The organism is Paenibacillus nanchangensis, assembly GCF_046543445.1.
GTDB classification, from domain to species: Bacteria; Bacillota; Bacilli; order Paenibacillales; family Paenibacillaceae; genus Paenibacillus_AQ; species Paenibacillus_AQ nanchangensis.
Genome location: NZ_JBHOFD010000054.1, coordinates 1 through 18377, shown reverse-complemented (window position 1 = coordinate 18377; position 18377 = coordinate 1). Strand labels below are relative to the sequence as shown.

Here is an 18377-nt window from a genome sequence, read left to right as displayed (position 1 = left end):
ACAGCTGGTACCCGGAAGGAACACTTTTCCTTGGATTACTTCGCTTTATTCTCTTGAGCGATTTTGTAGGCTGCGGCATACTCTTCGGCGATTTTGTCGCCGCCGGATTTTTTCCAGCTTTCAACGGCTTTTTGGAAGCCCGCTTCGTCCAGCTCACCCATGATGAATTTGAACGTAGCGTCCGTGATGATTTTATCCAGCTCGGTGCCCTGTTCGTTGGCTGTTGCGGAATCCAGCGGAACAGTCGGGTCAAGTACGGCGTATTTATCGTTTTCGCGGACCAGCTCATTGGCTTTTTGTTTGTCCGGATCAGCGTCTTTCAGGTCATACGTTACTTCGCTTGGTCTGGAGCTGGAGAAAGGCTGAACGTCTGCCTGCCATTTTTCAAGATCCAGGATTTTGAACGCACCGTCTGCGTCGATCTCATAGTGGGTACCTTCAATACCGCCGGTCATCAGCATGTAAGCTTCTTTATCAAGCAGGTCGTCAACAAATTGCAGCAGGCGTTTCAGTTCCTTTTCGTCTTTGACTTCGGATTTGGGGAATGCCATCAGGCCGCCTACACCGTTGCCTTCGGACCATACACGATAGTTGGTATCGCCAGGTTCTTTAGAGATTTTGTTCACTGGCACCAGCACCATGTTGTCCTGGATGCCTTTGGCTTTGTCTTTCAGGTTTTTAATATCGATCATGCCGGTGTAGATCCCGGTTTTACCCTGCGCGAACTGGTCCTGCTGGTCTTTTTTCGCCGTTACGGCAAAGTCTTTGGCCAGGTAGCCGTTCTGGTAAAGGTCTCTGGAATACTTCATAGCTTCCACGTATTCCGGTGTTTCAAATTCAGGAATAAACTTGCCGCTGTCGTCAACCATCCAGCCGTTAGGCGCTCCGAAGTAGGTGGCGATCATTTTGAAGCTGCTGTACTTCAGATCGGAGCGGTCGCCAAAACCGGTGGTGTCTTTTTTGCCGTTGCCGTCCGGGTCTTTTTCCGTGAATGCTTTCGCTACTTCATACAGCTCATCCAGCGTTTTCGGCACTTCCATGCCAAGCTTGTCGAGCCAGTCTTTACGGATGACCAAGCCTGGGCGCGCCAGGTTCTTTTGGAACGGTACACCATACAGCTTGCCTTCGATTGATGCGGCTTCGCGTACTTCCGCCGGAATCTTTTTCAGGTTCTCAAACTCATCAAGGAAAGGGCTTACATCCCAGAACAGGCCGGATTTCAGCGAGTTTCTTACGGACGAGTTGTCCATCATGGTCAGTGTTACAATATCTGCGAGTTCACCGGAAGCCAGCGATGTTGTAATCCGTTCTTCTTTGGAAGCGTCGGGTACCCAGTTAAACGAAATTTTGGTTTTGGTGTATTCTTCAAGTTTGCTTTTTACCACTTCGGTTGGAGGAGATGGCGTATGCAATACGTTCAGCCAGGTGATTTCAAGCGGCTTTTCCGCATTTGCCCCACCGTTTGTTCCGGCTGCATTTGTTGCAGCTTCGTTGTTTCCGCCACCGCATGCCGACATCAATGACCCCATCAAAGCGACTGTCAGACTCATGGTAACTAATCTTTTTTTCATTGTTCTGCTCCTCTTTACTATATATTTATATTGAAAGTGAAACCGTAAGGGACCGGGAGAGCGGCGTTTAGTAAACGCCGTCTTCTCCCATTTTTTTTGCCAGCTTGTTGGAGAGCATGACCAGAATCAGGCCAACCACTCCTTTGAACATGCCTACTGTAGTACTGAAGCTCAGCTGACCGTTCTTCAGACCCGCGGTATAAATGTAGGTATCGAAGATTTCAGCAACCTCGCGGTTCAGCGAGTTAAGCAGCAGGTACATGTGCTCGAAGCCAAGGTCCAGGGTATGTCCGATCTTCAGGATCAGAAGAGTAATGATAACCGGCCGGATTGCCGGCAGCGTAACGTGCCAAGTCTTCTTCAGGCGTCCTGCGCCGTCCATCTCGGCAGCTTCATACAGCTGCGGGTCAACGGTTGTAACCGCTGCCAGATAAATGATGGTGGACCATCCGAGTTCCTTCCAGATGACCTGCAGAATGTATACCGTACGCAGCCATTCCGGCGAAGTCAGGAAGCTGATTTTTTCAAATCCCATCGCGGCCAGCGCTTCGTTGATCAGACCGCCGTCCACCGTCGCAAATACATAAGTAATCGAAACGATGATAACCCAGGACATGAAGTGCGGGATGTACATAACGGTTTGAACCGCGTTCTTGAACCACTTGACCCGGACCTCATTTAGCATGAGCGCCAATATAATGGGAAGCGGGAAAAAGAACAGGATGTTCATTCCGAACAGGATCAGCGTATTTTTCAGCAGCATAAAGAATGTAGGTTCCGTAAATAACCGGTGGAAATGTTTGAATCCTACCCACTCACTGCCTGTGATGCCCAAATACGGCTGATAATCCTGGAAGGCGATGATCAATCCGCCCATCGGTAAGTACTTATAAACAATGAAGTACAGCACGCCGGGCAAAATCATCAGATACAGCAGCTTATATTTTTTTAAGCTTGCCAGGACGGATAACGTCTTTTTTCTTTCTTTCTTCAGATTTAGTTGCGGTGCAGCAACACTTGAAGCTTTCACTTTTCGGCCTCCTTCTGAGCAATCCTTCTTGCACTCTCAGATTACGGGATAACCGGCATTACGTATATAATCATTGGCTGATAGCGGTTTCAGGTTTACTGTAATCCCTTGCCCCGCGCGGCTTTGCCCGTTCGTGACAGCCTGTTGAACTCAGCTCGTGATTACGATCCGAGCTAATGATTATCCGGTGGAATCCGGCCGAAACCTCGTCCAATCTTCCATTAAAGAGGACCTCATCATCTGATTATATACGTAATATCAAGCCCTTGTTATTGTGGTTATGTAACCGATTACGAGGAGGATAACCCATGAACACTACAGCAAGAAGAAAAGAGTCATTAGGCAGCAGAGCCTTTAACTGGGTGAACAACGGGCTGCTGCTATTGATCGCCCTGATTTGTCTCCTGCCCTTCGTTAATATTATCGCAAGCTCGTTTGCGACCACGAAGGAGGTTGTTTCCAAGCCGTTTATGCTGTTCCCGACCACCTTTACGCTTGACGCTTACCGCTACATCCTGTCCACGCCTACCATCTTTAAAGGCCTTGGGGTATCGATTTTTGTTACGATCGCCGGCACCGTAGTCAGTATGGTGCTGACCGCCATGATGGCCTACGGCCTGTCCCGCAAATATCTGCCGGGCCGAAACAGCATCAACTTCATCGTCGTCTTCTCCATGCTGTTCAGCGGCGGCATGATCCCTACGTTCCTGGTCGTAAAAGCTACCGGCCTGATCGATTCCATCTGGTCAATGATTGTTCCGGTCGCCATCAACGCGTTCAACATGATCATCATGCGTAACTTCTTCCAAGCGATTCCGGAGAGCCTTGAGGAATCCGCCAAGATCGATGGAAGCAACGATTTCGGAATCTTCCTTAAAATCATGCTGCCGCTGGCCCTGCCGTCGATCGCCACAATCTCCCTGTTCTATGCTGTAACGTACTGGAACACGTACATGACTGCGATTCTCTACATTAATGATTCCGTCTTGTGGCCGATACAGGTCCTGCTCCGCCAGATCGTTATCGTCTCCAGCGGTATCAATGCGGACAGCGCCTCCGTCGACATCGTGCCGCCGGCACAGACGATCAAGATGGCCGTTATCGTTGTAGCCACAGTGCCGATGCTGGTCGCTTATCCGTTCGTGCAGAAGCACTTCACCAAAGGCGCTATGTTGGGCGCGGTAAAGGGCTGATCGGATCCGGATCAGATTGCTTCCGGAGCCTCTGTACCCTATGTACGCAAAAAGCAGATAGACAAGCCAGCCTGCCACGTAAGATGTGGCAGACTGGCTTTTTGTTAGGCATATGGAGATTGTAGTGCATTGAGGTGTTATTCCGCCCATTTCACTACAACCAAGTAGTCGACTGTTTGGCCATCTGAACTCCAAATGATAACATTGGCTCCTGGGCTGAATGCTTCACTTCTTTGCGATACAAAATCGGAATAGGTTATGCGTTCATAACGATAATGTTCACCTACGATTGTACTAAAAAAGTAATCAATTTTTTCGTAACGTATATAAATGCGGCTGTCGGATGTGACTTTAAAATCCATAAGTTTTCTTTGCTCCGAAGCCGTTTGGATACTTTTTTCCACTGTCAGCCTGGAGTCCTTTAATTTAATGTACTTTCCGTTAAGATAAGCGGGTGTTTCAATAAAAGATTGAACAAGATCCCCGTTTGCGATTGTCATTTCCTTCGGAGTTATAATAAACAATTCCGTATGGTGAACAAGCAGAATACCAACAGCAATGCCTCCCGAGACCAAAACCATGGTTATTATTGAGGTAAACAGGAAAATAATTGATTTGGAACGTTTCTGTATGGCCCTAAATAGCAGATAACCGATGACAACTCCTAGTGTATTAAAAATGAGATCATCAATATCCGTGCTGCCCAATCCAAAAACAAGCTGCAGGAGTTCAATGGACGCGCTAACTGTAATACCGCCTGCAAGCACACTTCTGCGTTCTCTTTTCAAAATAATAGGCGTTAGTAATCCCCAAGGAATAAACGCAATCACATTGCCACACACGTTTTCCAGGATTCGGCTTAATGAAATATTATGACTCACCATTTCAAGAATAGACTGAAAAGGAATTATACTTATTGTGCGTTCACTTGCACCTACGGCAGCAAACAAGTGATACAAGCTGGCTTGTTTGAAAAGCGTTACACGTAATAAAAGGATGATGTACAAGATGAACAGTCCGTATATAAACCAGCGTAAACTTTTTTCTTTGGTGCGAGTTTTATTTTTCATGCTCCTCTTGCCTCCTGATAGATATGGGATGAAACATAAAAACGGCTTGCTTTATCTAGTGAAAGTGTACTAAATAAAAGCAGGCCGTCTATTTTTTATTCCTTTTGAGAATCTTATTTTTTTCTTATGCTTCTGATCCCTTACTAAGGATAGGCAAGGTCACCGTAAAAACGGTGGTTTCATCGCAGCTTTCTGCGGTAATCGTCCCATCGTGCATTCTCATAATTTCCTTTGCGATTGCTAAACCAAGGCCTGCGCCGCTGTTACCTGAGATCCCGGCTTCCTCTGTACGATAAAATTTATCAAATATGCGCTCTAACTTGTCGGCAGGTATAGTTTCTCCACGGTTTTTAATGCAGACCACTGCTTGTTCATTTGCATTTTGTACAGCAATATCAATTGTACTTTGAGGATAACTATAAGTGATTGCGTTTTTTATGACATTGTTAAACACCCTGGCGATTTTTTCAGCCTCAGCCAACACAAATAAGAGGTCTGGAAGATCCAGACTTAGATGAAGCTCCTTTTGCTGCAATAACGGGTAAAACTCATCAGCGGTTTGTTCGATCAAAAAACATAAATCAACTTCCTTTTTTACGATTGCCTTGCCAGATAGGCTGTAACGTGTGATATCAAAAAATTCGTCGATCAGGTTTTCAAATTTCAGTGCTTTTTCAAATGCGGTTTTTATGAACTTTTTTTGTTGTTCTGGCTGCATGTCCGGCGCTTCGCATAAAAGGCTTAAATAACCGACAACAGAAGCAAGCGGGGTTCTTATATCATGGGCGAGATAAGCAAGGCTGTCGGACTTTTTTTGAATTTCTAGTTCCATGAAGTGCTGCCGCTCTCTATTTTGGGCTTTTACAAGATTAAGCCAGTTTTGCAATTCCGAAAATTCTGCGGGTAATGTAATCTCGTTATTCGAGTTGTCCAAAAAATAATCGAGCCGGTCCATGATCTTCATGACTTTTCGTGAGGCATTCCATTCAATTCCTATCCATATCAGCAGCTGTGTAGTTACGAAGATCAATAAGATAACTGCGGGTTCATAGTTATGTATTACATAAGCTAAATTGTAGCCAATCATGCCCTTAAGCATAATATAGAACTGATCTGCCCAAACGACCTTGATCACGAGATAGCCGGTTGCGAATCCAACAAATGCTGCAATGGCCCAAATCAAATGGCGCAGCAGTAAGGCTTGTTTGTATTTTTGTGAAAATTTATTATTCAACGATATACCCCACCCCCCATACGGTTTTTATAAATTTGTGCTTGTCCCCGGTATCCTGCAGCTTCTCCCGTATATGCCGGATTTGAACCATTACTGTGTTTCTGCTGTTTTTGAAGTATTTTTCTCCCCATACCTGCTGAAAAAGCTCGTCTGCACTAAACACGGTCCCTCTGTTTTTGCACAAGAGCCACAATATAGAGAACTCTGTGGGAGTCAGCTTAATGGCTTCGCCATTTAATTTACACTGGTGGGAGGTTTTATTGAGAAAAAGACCCGTGACTGTGACCGTTTCCGATGTACTGCTGTCTTGTCCGTCATAATACTGTACTCGCCTTAATTGGGCCTTAACACGCGCTACTAATTCAACCGGCAAAAAGGGTTTGGTAACATAATCATCCGCCCCCAAGGACAGTCCAGTGACACGGTCTATGCCGTCTGTTTTGGAAGTCAGCATAATGATTGGAAAAGTGAACTTTTCCCGAATGAATTGGCACAATTCAAACCCGTTTCCATCCGGCAGCATTATATCAATGATGGCCAAGTCAATTTTCTCATTATTAATCAGCACTAATGCCTCTCTTGAAGAATAACACTTGTATACTTGAAACTTCTCGTTCTGCAGAAATACCTCAATCAAATCCGTGATTTCCGTTTCATCATCGATAATCAGTATTTTTCCATTCATCCTATTACTCCTTGATTTTCTCTTGGTGTGCAGGTTATTCTCTTTACTTCCTTTTTTTAGATGTCAAAAGGACACTTCGACATTTCGCCCTGGTTCTCCTGTTTGCTCCAGCATCTATTCAGGCGTGGCAGGGACCTCTAAAAAACAACGGCCCAATGCCGGAGCATCGGGCCGTCTATCTTCCTGCTATCGCGAACCTCTTCACCTTCCTGACCATCGCAGCTACCTTGACTACCACGGCCGCTCGGACCACCATAGTCACTCTGACTGTCCAGCCACTCCAACCACCGCAGCCCGAAGCATGGCGCCCCCGCCCCGCACACTGGGCTAATATTGCTGCTTCAACTTACGGTAAGAGCCTGGGGTGATATCTTCTTTTTTGCGGAAGGAACGGATAAAGTTCTGCGGATTATGGTACTGCAGCCGTTCTGCAATATCCTTAATCGTCATATCGGTTTCGACAAGCCACTTCTTGGCGATATCCAGCCGGTAGCTCATCAGGTATTCGCTAAACGTTGTTCCAAACTCTTTCTTAAAAATACTGCTTAAATAGTTCGGGTTATAATGCAGCCGTTCCCCAATCATCTCCAGCGACAGATCCTGGTCGTACTCCGCCCGGATGATGGCGGCAATCTTGTCGGAGATGCAGCGGAACTGCTGATTCGTCTTCTCCTTCATGCTGCGGACCATCGGCTGAATGACTTCCTCTACCAGCATGCGTTCGATTTCCTCGGGATTGCGCATATCGAGCAGACGGTGGTACAAAGCATAGTTGTCCTGGGTCAGCAGGACCTCCACTCCAATCAGCTGCTCCAGCTGAATCAAATTATTGACGAACCGGATCAGCGTAACCTCAAAGTTCATGGAGTTGGTGCTATTTTTCATCATTTCAGCCAGCAGGCGGTACAGCGTCTTCGAGACCCGTTCCTCATCTCCCAACCGGATCGCGTCAAACAATTGGGATTCCAGCTCCGTCGGATATTTGAGCAGCACCGGGCCGGAGACAACCGTAGCAATGTCATCATAAAAAATAATCGATTCTTTTCCCAAATTCAGCCGCTGATGAAGTGCCTGCTTCCCCATCTCACACGCTTCCTTGCTGTTCAGGAGCGTTTCCTGCGTGTTGCTGACGCCGACGCTGACCGACACATGCAGATAATCGCGGGAACGTTTGATGATCGCCTTCGCATACTGCAGAACGGCTTTGCGAATCTCCTGCTCGTCCATATCCCGGAACATCAGAATCGTGGCCTGGGTCCGGTCATTCAAAATAATCGGCAGCATCCGCTGCTCCTCCGGAACGATCTCCTCCACCAGCTTGTTTACGGCGAGCAGCAGCAGATCTTTATCGGTCACCCCATGGCCGCCGTAATTATCCAGCTGAATCAGCATGACCATGTAATGATTATCCTCAGACAGCGTATAGCCAAACCGCTCCATGTTCTGAGACAGCTCTTCTTCCGTAATCCGCCCCCGGAACAGATTCAAAATAAACTGCGTCTCCAGCTGCGGCAGTTCCGAAGCGATTAAGGATTCCAAGTTGGCTTTTTCCGTCTTCATCGTGTCGATGGAGCTGATGATCCAGTCAATCTCATTGTTCCCCTTCTTCGGTGCCGGAGCCGCCGTATCCTGGCTCAAACTGCGCTGAATCTGCTGGATCGGCTTGTTGTAACGCAGCGCAATCATATAAGCCGCAATAGCTACGAACAAGGAGATCACAACCCCCATCATGATGAGACCAAACCGGGTCGCCTGCAGCGCTTCAGCAATTTCATTAGGGTCCAGCAGGGTAACATACACCCAATTGTTATAGGAAGAACGGGAATAAATCGCCTTATAGGATTCGGGATGGCTGAACGACAACGTATCTTCGCCAGTATTCCCCCCATCGTTCTCGGCCGTGCTCGCAACTGCGTGCAGCATTCGACCGTCTTCTTTCAGCGCTTCATCCCCCAAAGCATTTGCAAACAGCAGCTCCCCCTTCCGGTTCGTAATAAACAGGGGAGAATTCGATTCCGTCGCCAGCAGCCGGTCCAGTGAAGTCTCAGGAATGTCCGCTAACGCTATAGCCTGCTTATCCGTTGAGAACACAGGCAGCGTATTTACAAAGCGAATCCCCTTCTCCGTCTTGACCCAAAACAATCCCCGGCTCTGATGATTGATGTAGTTCTCGTACAGCTCTTTCTTCTCATCCAGGGTGATATAGGTTAACTTCCCATTAGAGTTGATCTGCCAATCCTTGACCAGACTCATCAGCGTATACTCCACGCCTTCAATCCCCATGGATGCCAAGTAGTTCAGCTGGGAGTTGACTTCCCGGTAGGCCTGGAACTCCTTAACCGTGATCTGATTCTTCACCGTCTGGCTAAAAGAAGGCGTGGTGCTGTATGCATTAAACGTGTATTCAATAGTTTGAATTTTGTGTTCAAGCATATTCTTAACCTGGGTAATCTGACTCCGTTTGCTGTCCGTTACTCTCTCGTTGACGGATTGAGCTGTGTTAAAATAAATGTAGCTGACAAAGCTGACGACCAATCCGATCCCCAACACGAGAATGGGAAGAAACACCTTATAAAACATTTTACCTTTTCTCATGACAGGCTCCTTAAACAGAGGTTATCCCAATTATAGCGCTTACATGGCAATTCTGCCAAACATTTTTAACGTGTGCAAGCATGAAAAATTTTAACTTTTTATCGAACATAACGAAGTGAAAACTGTCACATTCTACTTAAATTTTTTAGTATTTATGATGAATGTCTGGATTCGACAATACTAGCAAGGATTTGATAATCAGGATGGGGGATCATCAGGGGAGTAGTAGAGGTGTCATTAAGTTAGACGAAGCTAGATAAAGTGGGGTAATCGCACTTCGGGTAACTAGTTGTGTTCACGTGTTCATTTAGTGATAATAACGTTTATTTGAAGAAAAAAGACCAGGTATTTCCCTGGTCCTTTAAGTTAAAGATAAAACTCTAGGGATCTTAGACTTCACCATAGAAACCACTTTTTTATCCGGCTTAAAGTGACTTTAGCCTCCGGCCCGTTGTACCCTAAAGCATTACCAATCAACTTGACGTACTCATTAAAAGTAATCTCCCTACTGTATGACTCTGACCACCAACGTTTTGCATTGTAGCCAGAGTCAGCGCCAATATAAGTCAACTTAATACCGGAACCCTTGTATACCTTCTCAAAATTGTATTTGACCCTGCGCATATGAAAATCAGAAGATACGACGATAGCGGATTTAAAACCATGCTCCTTCATGATTGGTAGAGTGTATAACGCGTTTTGATAGGTACTTTGGGCAGCATTTTCTGTCAAAATGGCATCTTGCGGAATGCCGGACGCCAGTGCGGTTTGCAACATATCTCCCGCCTTACTCGCCACTTCCTCCACATTGGACAAAATCATAGCCGACTCATATCTTGTCTTGTACAACTCTGCCGCTTTTTCCACCCTGCCCGTCCCTCCGCTTAGTACAATTATAGTGTCTACTTTCATGGGAGTTTCAGTTATCGTGAGGAAGCGACCTGCAGTAAGTAAGGCGATTGTTATACTAACGAATATATATAAACCTATCAATGTTCTCTGTCTGAATTTTTCTGCGGATTTATTTCTCGTTTTTTTATTCATAAATTTACCACTTCCGCTCAATCCAAAGAAACATGAGCACTGCCTTTACTTTTATCGGGACTGCAGTTAGGAATCAGTTTTTATCTATTGTCTATCCTTAACAATTTAGCTTTACAGCGCGCAGTTCAATTGTCTTTTGCCCATACAACCCTATTCACATAATCAGTATAAGACAGAATAATTCTTAGCACTTTGTCCGAGACATTATGCATTCTATAGTCACTTACCCACCTCAAAGTGTGACTATCCTGGGAATCCAATACAGTCAAACCTTGCAAAATTCTTTCAGATTGTAACCCAACCATCATAACTGCTGCTTCTTCCATAGCCTCAGGACGCTCATGTGCTTCTCTAATGTTTAACGCCTTAAAACCTAGGATAGAAGCCTCCTCACTAATTGTTCCACTATCACTTAATACTGCCTTTGCATTAGTTTGTAATTTATTATAATCAACAAATCCCATGGGCTTAAGAATTTTCACAAGTGGATGAAATTTTATATTATATAAATCTATCATTTTTTTTGTGCGTGGATGAGTACTAACAATGACAGGATATTCATATTGTTCAGCAATTAGGTTAAGAGTTTCAACAATATTCAAAAAATTGCGTTCTGAAGAAATATTCTCCTCCCGATGTGCTGATACCAAAAAATACCTATCTTGCTGTAAATCAAGCTTTGATAAGATATCAGAATTCTCTATATCATCTTTTTTGGATTCAAGAACCTCATACATTGGACTCCCGGTTTTTATTATTCTATCGGCCGGCAAGCCCTCTCTTAACAGGTATTCCCTTGCAATGTCACTATATGTCAAATTAATATCAGCGATATGGTCAACTATCTTCCTGTTAGTTTCCTCAGGAACCCGTTGATCAAAACATCTATTTCCTGCTTCCATATGGAATATCGGGATTTTATATTTTTTTGCAACAATTGCACTGAGGCAACTATTCGTATCTCCTAACACAAGGAATGCATCAGGTCTAATTTCCTTAATTACAGTATCAATCTTGATAAAGATATTACCTATTGTTTCAGCAGGAGTGCCTACAGCCGCATTTAAAAAGTAATCTGGTTTTTTTAGCCCGAAATCTTGAAAAAATACCTCATTTAATTCGTAATCATAGTTTTGCCCAGTATGCACCAAAACGTGCTCTATAGCTTCTGAGGACTCAAGTGTGTTAATTACCGCTGATAACCTAATTATCTCGGGCCTTGTACCTACCACTGTCATAACCTTTAATTGAGTCATCTTGGCTGTACCTCCATAAAATATGTATCCGGCTTCTCTGGATCAAATGCCTCATTTGCCCACATTACCGTCACCATATCTTGGTCACCAATATTTTCAATATTGTGTGTATATCCTGTTGGTATATCAAGTACCTGCAATTTTTCTCCACTAACCCTGTACTCAATAATATTCTTAGTACCATAATCTCTAAACCTTATAATTCCTTCACCACTAACAACCAAAAACTTCTCATTTTTTGTATGATGCCAGTGATTCCCTTTTACAATTCCTGGTTTGGAAATATTGATTGATATCTGTCCACGGTCTGTTGTTTTTATAAACTCAGTGAAAGATCCTCTCTCATCTATATTCATGTGCAAATCATATATAAATTCATCTTGAGGTAAAAAGCTAAGATATGTACTATAAAGCTTTTTCACAAACGGATCGGACAGATCCGGTACAGACTTATTAGTTCTGCTGCTTTTGAAAGAATATAGCAACTCGGCAATATGACCTAAACGTTTAATATGTAGACTAGATATTTCACCATAAATATTAGTAGAGTTATGATTTCCATTAAGCGCGTTTATGAACTCTTCAATCACATCATCAATATAAACTAGTTCTAATTCCGTATTTGGATTATTTATATTAATTTCAAGGTTCCTACTAATATTAAATGCAAATGTAGCAATTACACTATTATAATTAGGTCTACTCCATTTCCCAAATACATTAGGTAATCTATAAATTAAGACGTTTGAACCCGTTTTTTGTTTATGAGAAAGTAATACGTCTTCCGCCGCTTTTTTACTATTTCCATATGGGTTATTTTGCAGCGCTTGTATAGACGATGTCATTAGAATAGGGCATTTATTATTATGCTTTTGCAACCCGCTAATAAGTGACTCTGTCAATGAATAGTTTCCTTCGATAAATTCATCAACTGATTTAGGACGGTTTATTCCCGCCAAATGAAATACAAAATCAATATTTTCACAAAAATCCTCAAGATCTTCTAAAGTATGATTTTTCGTAAAGCACACAACATCGCGATAACCTAAATTGTTTAACTGCGCCACCAAATTTTTGCCTATAAAACCATTAGCACCAGTAACCAATATTTTCATAATTATCCCCAGCCTTTTAGCTCATTTTGAATATAATCTAGATTTAGCAATAAATCCTTTATCTGCTCTAAATTAAGTCTGCTTGTATTATGTGAATTGTATTCTTCATAGTAAGATAACTTTTCGTCGCCTTCACTAAAATACTTACTATAATTTAAATCTCTCTTGTCGGCAGGTACTCTATAAAATTCTCCCAAATCTTCAGCAACTGCATGTTCTTCTCTGGTCAATAAAGTCTCAAATAATTTTTCGCCATGCCTTGTTCCAATGTTCTGGACAGAATAATCCACCCCGAAGACTTCTTGTATGGCCCTCGCCAAATCCCCTATTGTTGATGCTGGAGATTTCTGAACCATAATATCGCCTGCCATTGCGTTTGCGAATGCAAAGACAACCAGCTCAACCGCATCCTGCAGGCTCATCAAAAATCGTGTCATTTCGGGATTAGTAATGGTTAATGGCTGCTGCTCTTTTATTTGTTCAACAAATAATGGTATTACTGAGCCTCTGGAAGCCATAACATTTCCATACCGAGTCGCACATATCAACGTTTTTTCAGGATCAACCGTCATTGATTTGGCAATTATCACTTTTTCCATCATTGCCTTGGATATACCCATTGCATTAATTGGATATGCGGCTTTATCTGTCGATAAGCAAATAACTTTTTTCACGCCGTATTCGATTGCTGCAGTTAACACATTATCTGTCCCAAGGATATTTGTCTTCACCGCTTCCATAGGAAAAAACTCACACGAAGGTACCTGTTTAAGTGCTGCTGCATGAAAAATGTAATCTACTCCATGCATAGCATTTTTAACACTTGCCAAATCCCTGACATCACCAATGTAAAATTTCAATTTCTCATTTTTATACAACTTACGCATGTCGTCTTGCTTTTTTTCATCACGAGAAAAAATGCGAATTTCACTTATTTCTGAGTCTAAAAATCGATTCATAACAGCATTTCCAAAAGAGCCAGTACCACCTGTAATTAAAAGGGTCTTATTTTTAAACATAATCTCATCTCCTAATCTTATCTGCGAAAAACCGATTTAAAGAAATTGGTTGCGCTATGCTATAAAGACTCATTGCTATTATGTTAGCAATTACCACGCCAATCCATGAATCAAGAGATTTAACCAAAAGAAACGCAATAGGTAGCTTAACAACTACCCCAATTGTAAAATAGATACTCTGTACTTTTAATTGCCCGAAGCCGTTAGCTATACTGGAATTAACACCATTCCAAACAAATACACTTCCAAATATCGCAAATATAATTGCATAAGTATAATTTACTTGTATAGAGTTTCCACCAAGCCAAATATTGATGAAAAACTGAATAAACGGTATTGCTAAAAATTGAAGTATAACTGCAATTAAAGTCATCTTTCTCAATCTCTTGTATAACTTCTCCACCCAGACATAGTTAAACTCCGCAGAAGCTTTAGTTACTGCAGACCATATGGGCGTTATAGCCAGTGTAAAGATAACACCAATCAAAGAAAATAATCTATTATAGACTTGATATTCAACAACTTTTACAGGGTCTACTAATAATGAAATTAAAAATTCATTCGTTGCCGTAATCAGCATATACATGATTTGAACGCAAAAAAATAAACCACCTAATTTCACTATTTCTTTTGCGTAAATTTTATCAAAGTATTTAAACCGAGGAAATGAGACGTTATGTTTCTTTGAAAAGACACATATACTGCATACAAGTAAGGGTAAATTTACCGCCACAGCATATATTACTGCTAATGATAATAGATTGAATTTTAAATCCGAGGTGCTGCCAAATGAAACATAAAGAAGAATCAATATATTACTAGCCAAACCCAGCAAATTTATTATTGCTGATTTTTGCATTGCATACAATATTGATGTTATTAAATTAAGTAGAAATTGAAGCATAGTTCCAAGAAAAAGAATTGAAATCGTAATATTTAAGATCTTTCTAGATACAACCGCTGAAGATACATTTAATATTTTGTTCCAATCTAAACAACTAAAGATAAATAACATCACAATTGTAAAGAAAATAACAATCGAAGCAATTATTATGTAAGCAGAAGATACATATTTATTGCTCTTTCTATTATTCTTCTCTACTAGAGCAGGAACAAGATGATTTCTCAAACCATTTCCAATCCCCAAATCAAATGTTAGAAACCATGATAGAAAGGATAATATCGTAAACCAGAATCCTAAATACACCTGATCATTAAAATAGTTTATATAGGCCGGAAGAGTGAGTAAAGAAATTATTAGAGAGCCACCCTTAACTACAAAAGCTCCAAATACATTATAAATAATAATTCGATTATTCTCGTTTTCTTTCACACTGTTCCACATATTATTAAGTTTCATCATAACTGCTCCAGCAATTTATTAAGCTCATTTTTAAAGTCATCATCTAACTTTTGAATAATTTCTCTACTATTATAATTCTCATTAAAATCAATTGACATTATCGCCTTAGCAACTGCACTAGGATCTTGCTCATCGTAATAATAAATGCTATCTCCAATAGCGGACTTCTCTATAGCTTTTATTCTGACTGAGACTACCCGAAGACCATTAGACATGTATGATAGCACTTTTGACGGAAAAGAAGTCTGGTTATATTCCCCCACCGACGTTTGAGTACTCAAACCAATATGGCATTTTTGTAAGAACTTTATATATTCTTCTCCTTGAAGTAATCCAGCATACGAAACTTTTGATTTACCAAATTGAGAAATTTCGTTTACTAATTTCACTACCTTCTTAACTTCTTCTTCTGTTCCAAAACCAATAATATGCACATGATAATTCTCAGGTAAATAACGGGCAGTAGAAATGGCTGTCGTTACCCCTCCTTTTTTCTGGTCAAAAGTACCCGCATATACGATTTTTATCTCTTGTGTCTCCAAGCTTTCTTCTCTTATTGGTTCAGCCAGATAAGCACCATGTGCAACTGCAAATGCCTTACCTCGATGGTTTAGTTTAGAGTTTAACAACTCTGTGGAAAAAATAAATTTATCTGCTAAATTAAACACTTTGTATTCAATAAAGCGCCAAAATTTTGAAGGTTGAATATCATCATAAATTTCTTCAACCTCAAGAATCAACACAATATCATTTCTTATTGTTTTCAATAAAATTATAGGTATACTCAACCATTTAGAATGATACACAACAATTTGTTCTTTCTTTTTCATATTTTTAAGAAGGTAGAAGAAAAATTGAACAGAAGAAAAAAGTATGCTAAGTAACTTAAATATTTTACCTCGCCAAGGTAAAGTGGAAAATAATTTTAAATTCATGTTACCACTTTCTTTGGTTAACTTACCCTTATAGAAATTATTATTATTTGTCCAGGAAGGAGAAATCACGTCAACGACATAACCGATTTCTTTTAAGGTGTGAATAATATAATTCATTTTATTTACGGCTGAGACACTATGCATCCTATTCTCAGATTTGTTAGCTGATACATCGTAAAATCCAGCATATTTAATACTTTTATTATTCACGAACTGCTCTCCTCACAGGGATTTTCAATATTTGTTCACTGCTCAAGAATTTCCTTATAAATATTCAATAGTCTATTTCCATTGACTTGAATATCATGTACAACTTCAGCATTTTTCTTAGCTTCTTCAGAAAACTTTAAAGCCAATTGGTCATTATTAAATATTTCGCAAATGTAATGTGCTAACATATAAGTTGCATCATGTTGATACATAAATCCAGAAGAACCATGTTCAATTCGATTAGTTACGCCACCTACAAATGAAGATACAACAGGAACCCCTAATAATTTTGCCTCGCTTACAGAATTAGATTCATTTTCAATGGTTGAAGCCGAGACAAATACGTGCGCATTTAAAAAAGCAGTACACATCTCTTCTTCTGTTAAAGGCCCAGTAAAAAAAACATTATCTACCAAATTGTTTTTCCGGATCAATTCCTCAACATAATAACCATAGGATGTCTTCCTTAATCGTTTTTTGAAATTTGCTCCATTTGTAACATCAGCACCGGCTACATAAACCTTTGTATCAGGGAATTTCTCCAGAATAGTCGGCAATGCCTTCAGTAAATAATGCAGTCCTTTTAAGGGTTGCCATGCTTGGCTAAAAAAGATAGTATATCTTTTACATTTGTTAAGTTCCCATTTAGGTGATTTGTAAAATGTTTCTCTAAGAATTTCATTACAAAAATGATAGGTTAATTGAGGATTAATTTGAGTGGAAGCAGCTTTATCCCAATCAGTTCTTCCTATTACATGTTTTGCATTATTTAGTGCTTTTACTTCATTGATTCCTCTTTTGAAATATCTCCTAGCTTGTTGTACAATGTTGCCTCTTATTATGTCACCTAGCTTGTATCGAACCTTAACCCGACAAGGAAGGTCTGCATAAAAATGTTCATGTATCACGGAAACTAAACCTTGTATATTTACCACTACTTTATCTTTATTGCCAAATGCTCTTGTTGCAACATAAGCATGTGGCATTTCCGTCCCAAATATATGTAATATATCAGGCTTTACCGAGTTTATTATATTAGAAAGACTACTCACTAACTTATCATTAATCCTGAGATCATCCATTATTGGTATACCTTTTATTCGTGAAATAGCTGGATATGCGTAATAACAGATTGAATCTAATTCCCCAGTTATCACCTCTTTTATATTAGTTAGCGGAAAACAATAATGAAGTTCTATCTCAGGAATATTCTTCAGGAAATTTGAAAAGCCTAAAATCCATCCACCAACACTGTATTCAGTAATCCCTAAGTTTCTAGAAATTTGCGGCAATGGAATGTTGCAAATCCAAAGCACCTTCATATATACCCTCCAATAAAATCAATAACATCTAGGCTAGCTCCAAAAGAAAATATAATTATCGATCTGTAGATAACTATCCGGGGTTGATATAGCGAACTGGGCAAGAGATATTGACAGTGCGCTTATTATAAAAATCATTTTTAATTTTTTATCTTTTATAGTCATTAATGCATTTGGTAGCAAAACTAAATTGAATGCAAAAAAATAATATCCTATTCTGCTAACAATATCACTATTAATTGAAACAATCATTATAGCAACATTTATACATGACATGATATAAAAAAAATCAAACATATTTTGGTTAACGAGGGAGCGGCTTTTTAAATTATCTTCTATTTTAGGTTTTCTATAAAGAAAAGCGCAAATAAACGTAATTCCTATAGAAACAAGTATAGGCAGAATACTAGAACCAGAGGTGCCTATTCGTGAACTATACTCTGCATACCGCTCTATACTTATTTTTTGAATTAGTGAAATAAATACATTATTAAATGCAAATGTCAACAAAATAGTAGCAATTAATACCACAAAACGCATTCTTGAAGTTAATTTTATATTTCTGAAGAAGAACATTGGTAGCATGATAAAAGCTGAAAAATGGAAGAAGCCTGCAATTAACACTCCCAAACTATACTTAACTATTTTTCCATCTTCTAAATGCTTAAATGCCATTAAAACAATAGACAGTGCAAGTATCTGTCTAAGACCTGACATAGAAAGTCCGAGAAGGCC

The 18377-nt window shown here is 40.6% G+C and carries 15 protein-coding genes; 1 reads left to right on the top strand and 14 read right to left on the bottom strand.

Annotated features, from left to right (window positions below):
* Nucleotides 1–35 precede the first annotated feature (35 nt).
* Together ACE6ED_RS27765 and ACE6ED_RS27760 are read right to left on the bottom strand one after the other, a co-directional pair.
* Nucleotides 36–1571 carry an extracellular solute-binding protein gene (locus tag ACE6ED_RS27765; RefSeq protein ID WP_410830701.1) on the bottom strand — a complete coding sequence of 512 codons (1536 nt, stop codon included), beginning with the start codon at nt 1569–1571 and terminating at the stop codon, nt 36–38.
* A 67-nt stretch (nt 1572–1638) separates the two neighbouring features.
* Nucleotides 1639–2601, bottom strand: coding sequence for an ABC transporter permease (locus tag ACE6ED_RS27760; protein WP_410830700.1), 963 nt, complete (start codon nt 2599–2601; stop codon nt 1639–1641).
* A gap of 308 nt (nt 2602–2909) precedes the next feature.
* Here ACE6ED_RS27760 and ACE6ED_RS27755 point away from each other — a divergent pair, with 308 nt between their 5' ends.
* Nucleotides 2910–3794, top strand: coding sequence for a carbohydrate ABC transporter permease (locus tag ACE6ED_RS27755; protein WP_410830699.1), 885 nt, complete (start codon nt 2910–2912; stop codon nt 3792–3794).
* Nucleotides 3795–3931: 137 nt separating this feature from the next.
* Here ACE6ED_RS27755 and ACE6ED_RS27750 read toward each other — a convergent pair whose 3' ends face one another.
* The 12 genes from ACE6ED_RS27750 to ACE6ED_RS27695 all read right to left on the bottom strand — a co-directional run.
* The gene (locus ACE6ED_RS27750; RefSeq protein ID WP_410830698.1) at nt 3932–4864 is read right to left on the bottom strand and encodes a VanZ family protein; all 933 of its coding nucleotides are present in this window, start codon (nt 4862–4864) and stop codon (nt 3932–3934) included.
* Between the two features lie 124 nt (nt 4865–4988).
* Nucleotides 4989–6098 carry a sensor histidine kinase gene (locus ACE6ED_RS27745; protein WP_410830697.1) on the bottom strand — a complete coding sequence of 370 codons (1110 nt, stop codon included), beginning with the start codon at nt 6096–6098 and terminating at the stop codon, nt 4989–4991.
* A complete protein-coding gene (locus tag ACE6ED_RS27740; RefSeq protein WP_410830696.1) occupies nt 6091–6783 on the bottom strand; it encodes a response regulator transcription factor in 693 nt (230 codons plus the stop codon). Before ACE6ED_RS27740 ends, ACE6ED_RS27745 begins: the two co-directional genes overlap by 8 nt.
* A gap of 327 nt (nt 6784–7110) precedes the next feature.
* Nucleotides 7111–9378 (bottom strand): helix-turn-helix domain-containing protein, encoded by a 2268-nt coding sequence (locus tag ACE6ED_RS27735; protein ID WP_410830695.1) that lies wholly within the window; start codon nt 9376–9378, stop codon nt 7111–7113.
* 396 nt (nt 9379–9774) lie between these two features.
* Nucleotides 9775–10422, bottom strand: a complete 648-nt coding sequence (locus ACE6ED_RS27730) for a YdcF family protein (protein WP_410830694.1) — start codon at nt 10420–10422, stop codon at nt 9775–9777.
* A gap of 125 nt (nt 10423–10547) precedes the next feature.
* Nucleotides 10548–11678, bottom strand: a complete 1131-nt coding sequence (gene wecB / locus ACE6ED_RS27725) for a non-hydrolyzing UDP-N-acetylglucosamine 2-epimerase (RefSeq protein WP_410830693.1) — start codon at nt 11676–11678, stop codon at nt 10548–10550.
* The gene (locus ACE6ED_RS27720) at nt 11675–12793 is read right to left on the bottom strand and encodes a polysaccharide biosynthesis C-terminal domain-containing protein (RefSeq protein ID WP_410830692.1); all 1119 of its coding nucleotides are present in this window, start codon (nt 12791–12793) and stop codon (nt 11675–11677) included. The genes wecB and ACE6ED_RS27720 overlap by 4 nt, the downstream gene beginning before the upstream one ends.
* 2 nt (nt 12794–12795) lie before the next feature.
* Nucleotides 12796–13812 carry a polysaccharide biosynthesis protein gene (locus ACE6ED_RS27715; RefSeq protein ID WP_410830691.1) on the bottom strand — a complete coding sequence of 339 codons (1017 nt, stop codon included), beginning with the start codon at nt 13810–13812 and terminating at the stop codon, nt 12796–12798.
* A gap of 4 nt (nt 13813–13816) precedes the next feature.
* A complete protein-coding gene (locus tag ACE6ED_RS27710) occupies nt 13817–15175 on the bottom strand; it encodes a lipopolysaccharide biosynthesis protein (protein WP_410830690.1) in 1359 nt (452 codons plus the stop codon).
* The gene (locus ACE6ED_RS27705; protein ID WP_410830689.1) at nt 15172–16320 is read right to left on the bottom strand and encodes a glycosyltransferase; all 1149 of its coding nucleotides are present in this window, start codon (nt 16318–16320) and stop codon (nt 15172–15174) included. The genes ACE6ED_RS27710 and ACE6ED_RS27705 overlap by 4 nt, the downstream gene beginning before the upstream one ends.
* A gap of 35 nt (nt 16321–16355) precedes the next feature.
* Nucleotides 16356–17642, bottom strand: coding sequence for a glycosyltransferase family 4 protein (locus ACE6ED_RS27700; protein ID WP_410830688.1), 1287 nt, complete (start codon nt 17640–17642; stop codon nt 16356–16358).
* A 33-nt stretch (nt 17643–17675) separates the two neighbouring features.
* A partial coding sequence (locus ACE6ED_RS27695) for an EpsG family protein (RefSeq protein WP_410830687.1) occupies nt 17676–18377 on the bottom strand: 702 nt, incomplete at its 5' end.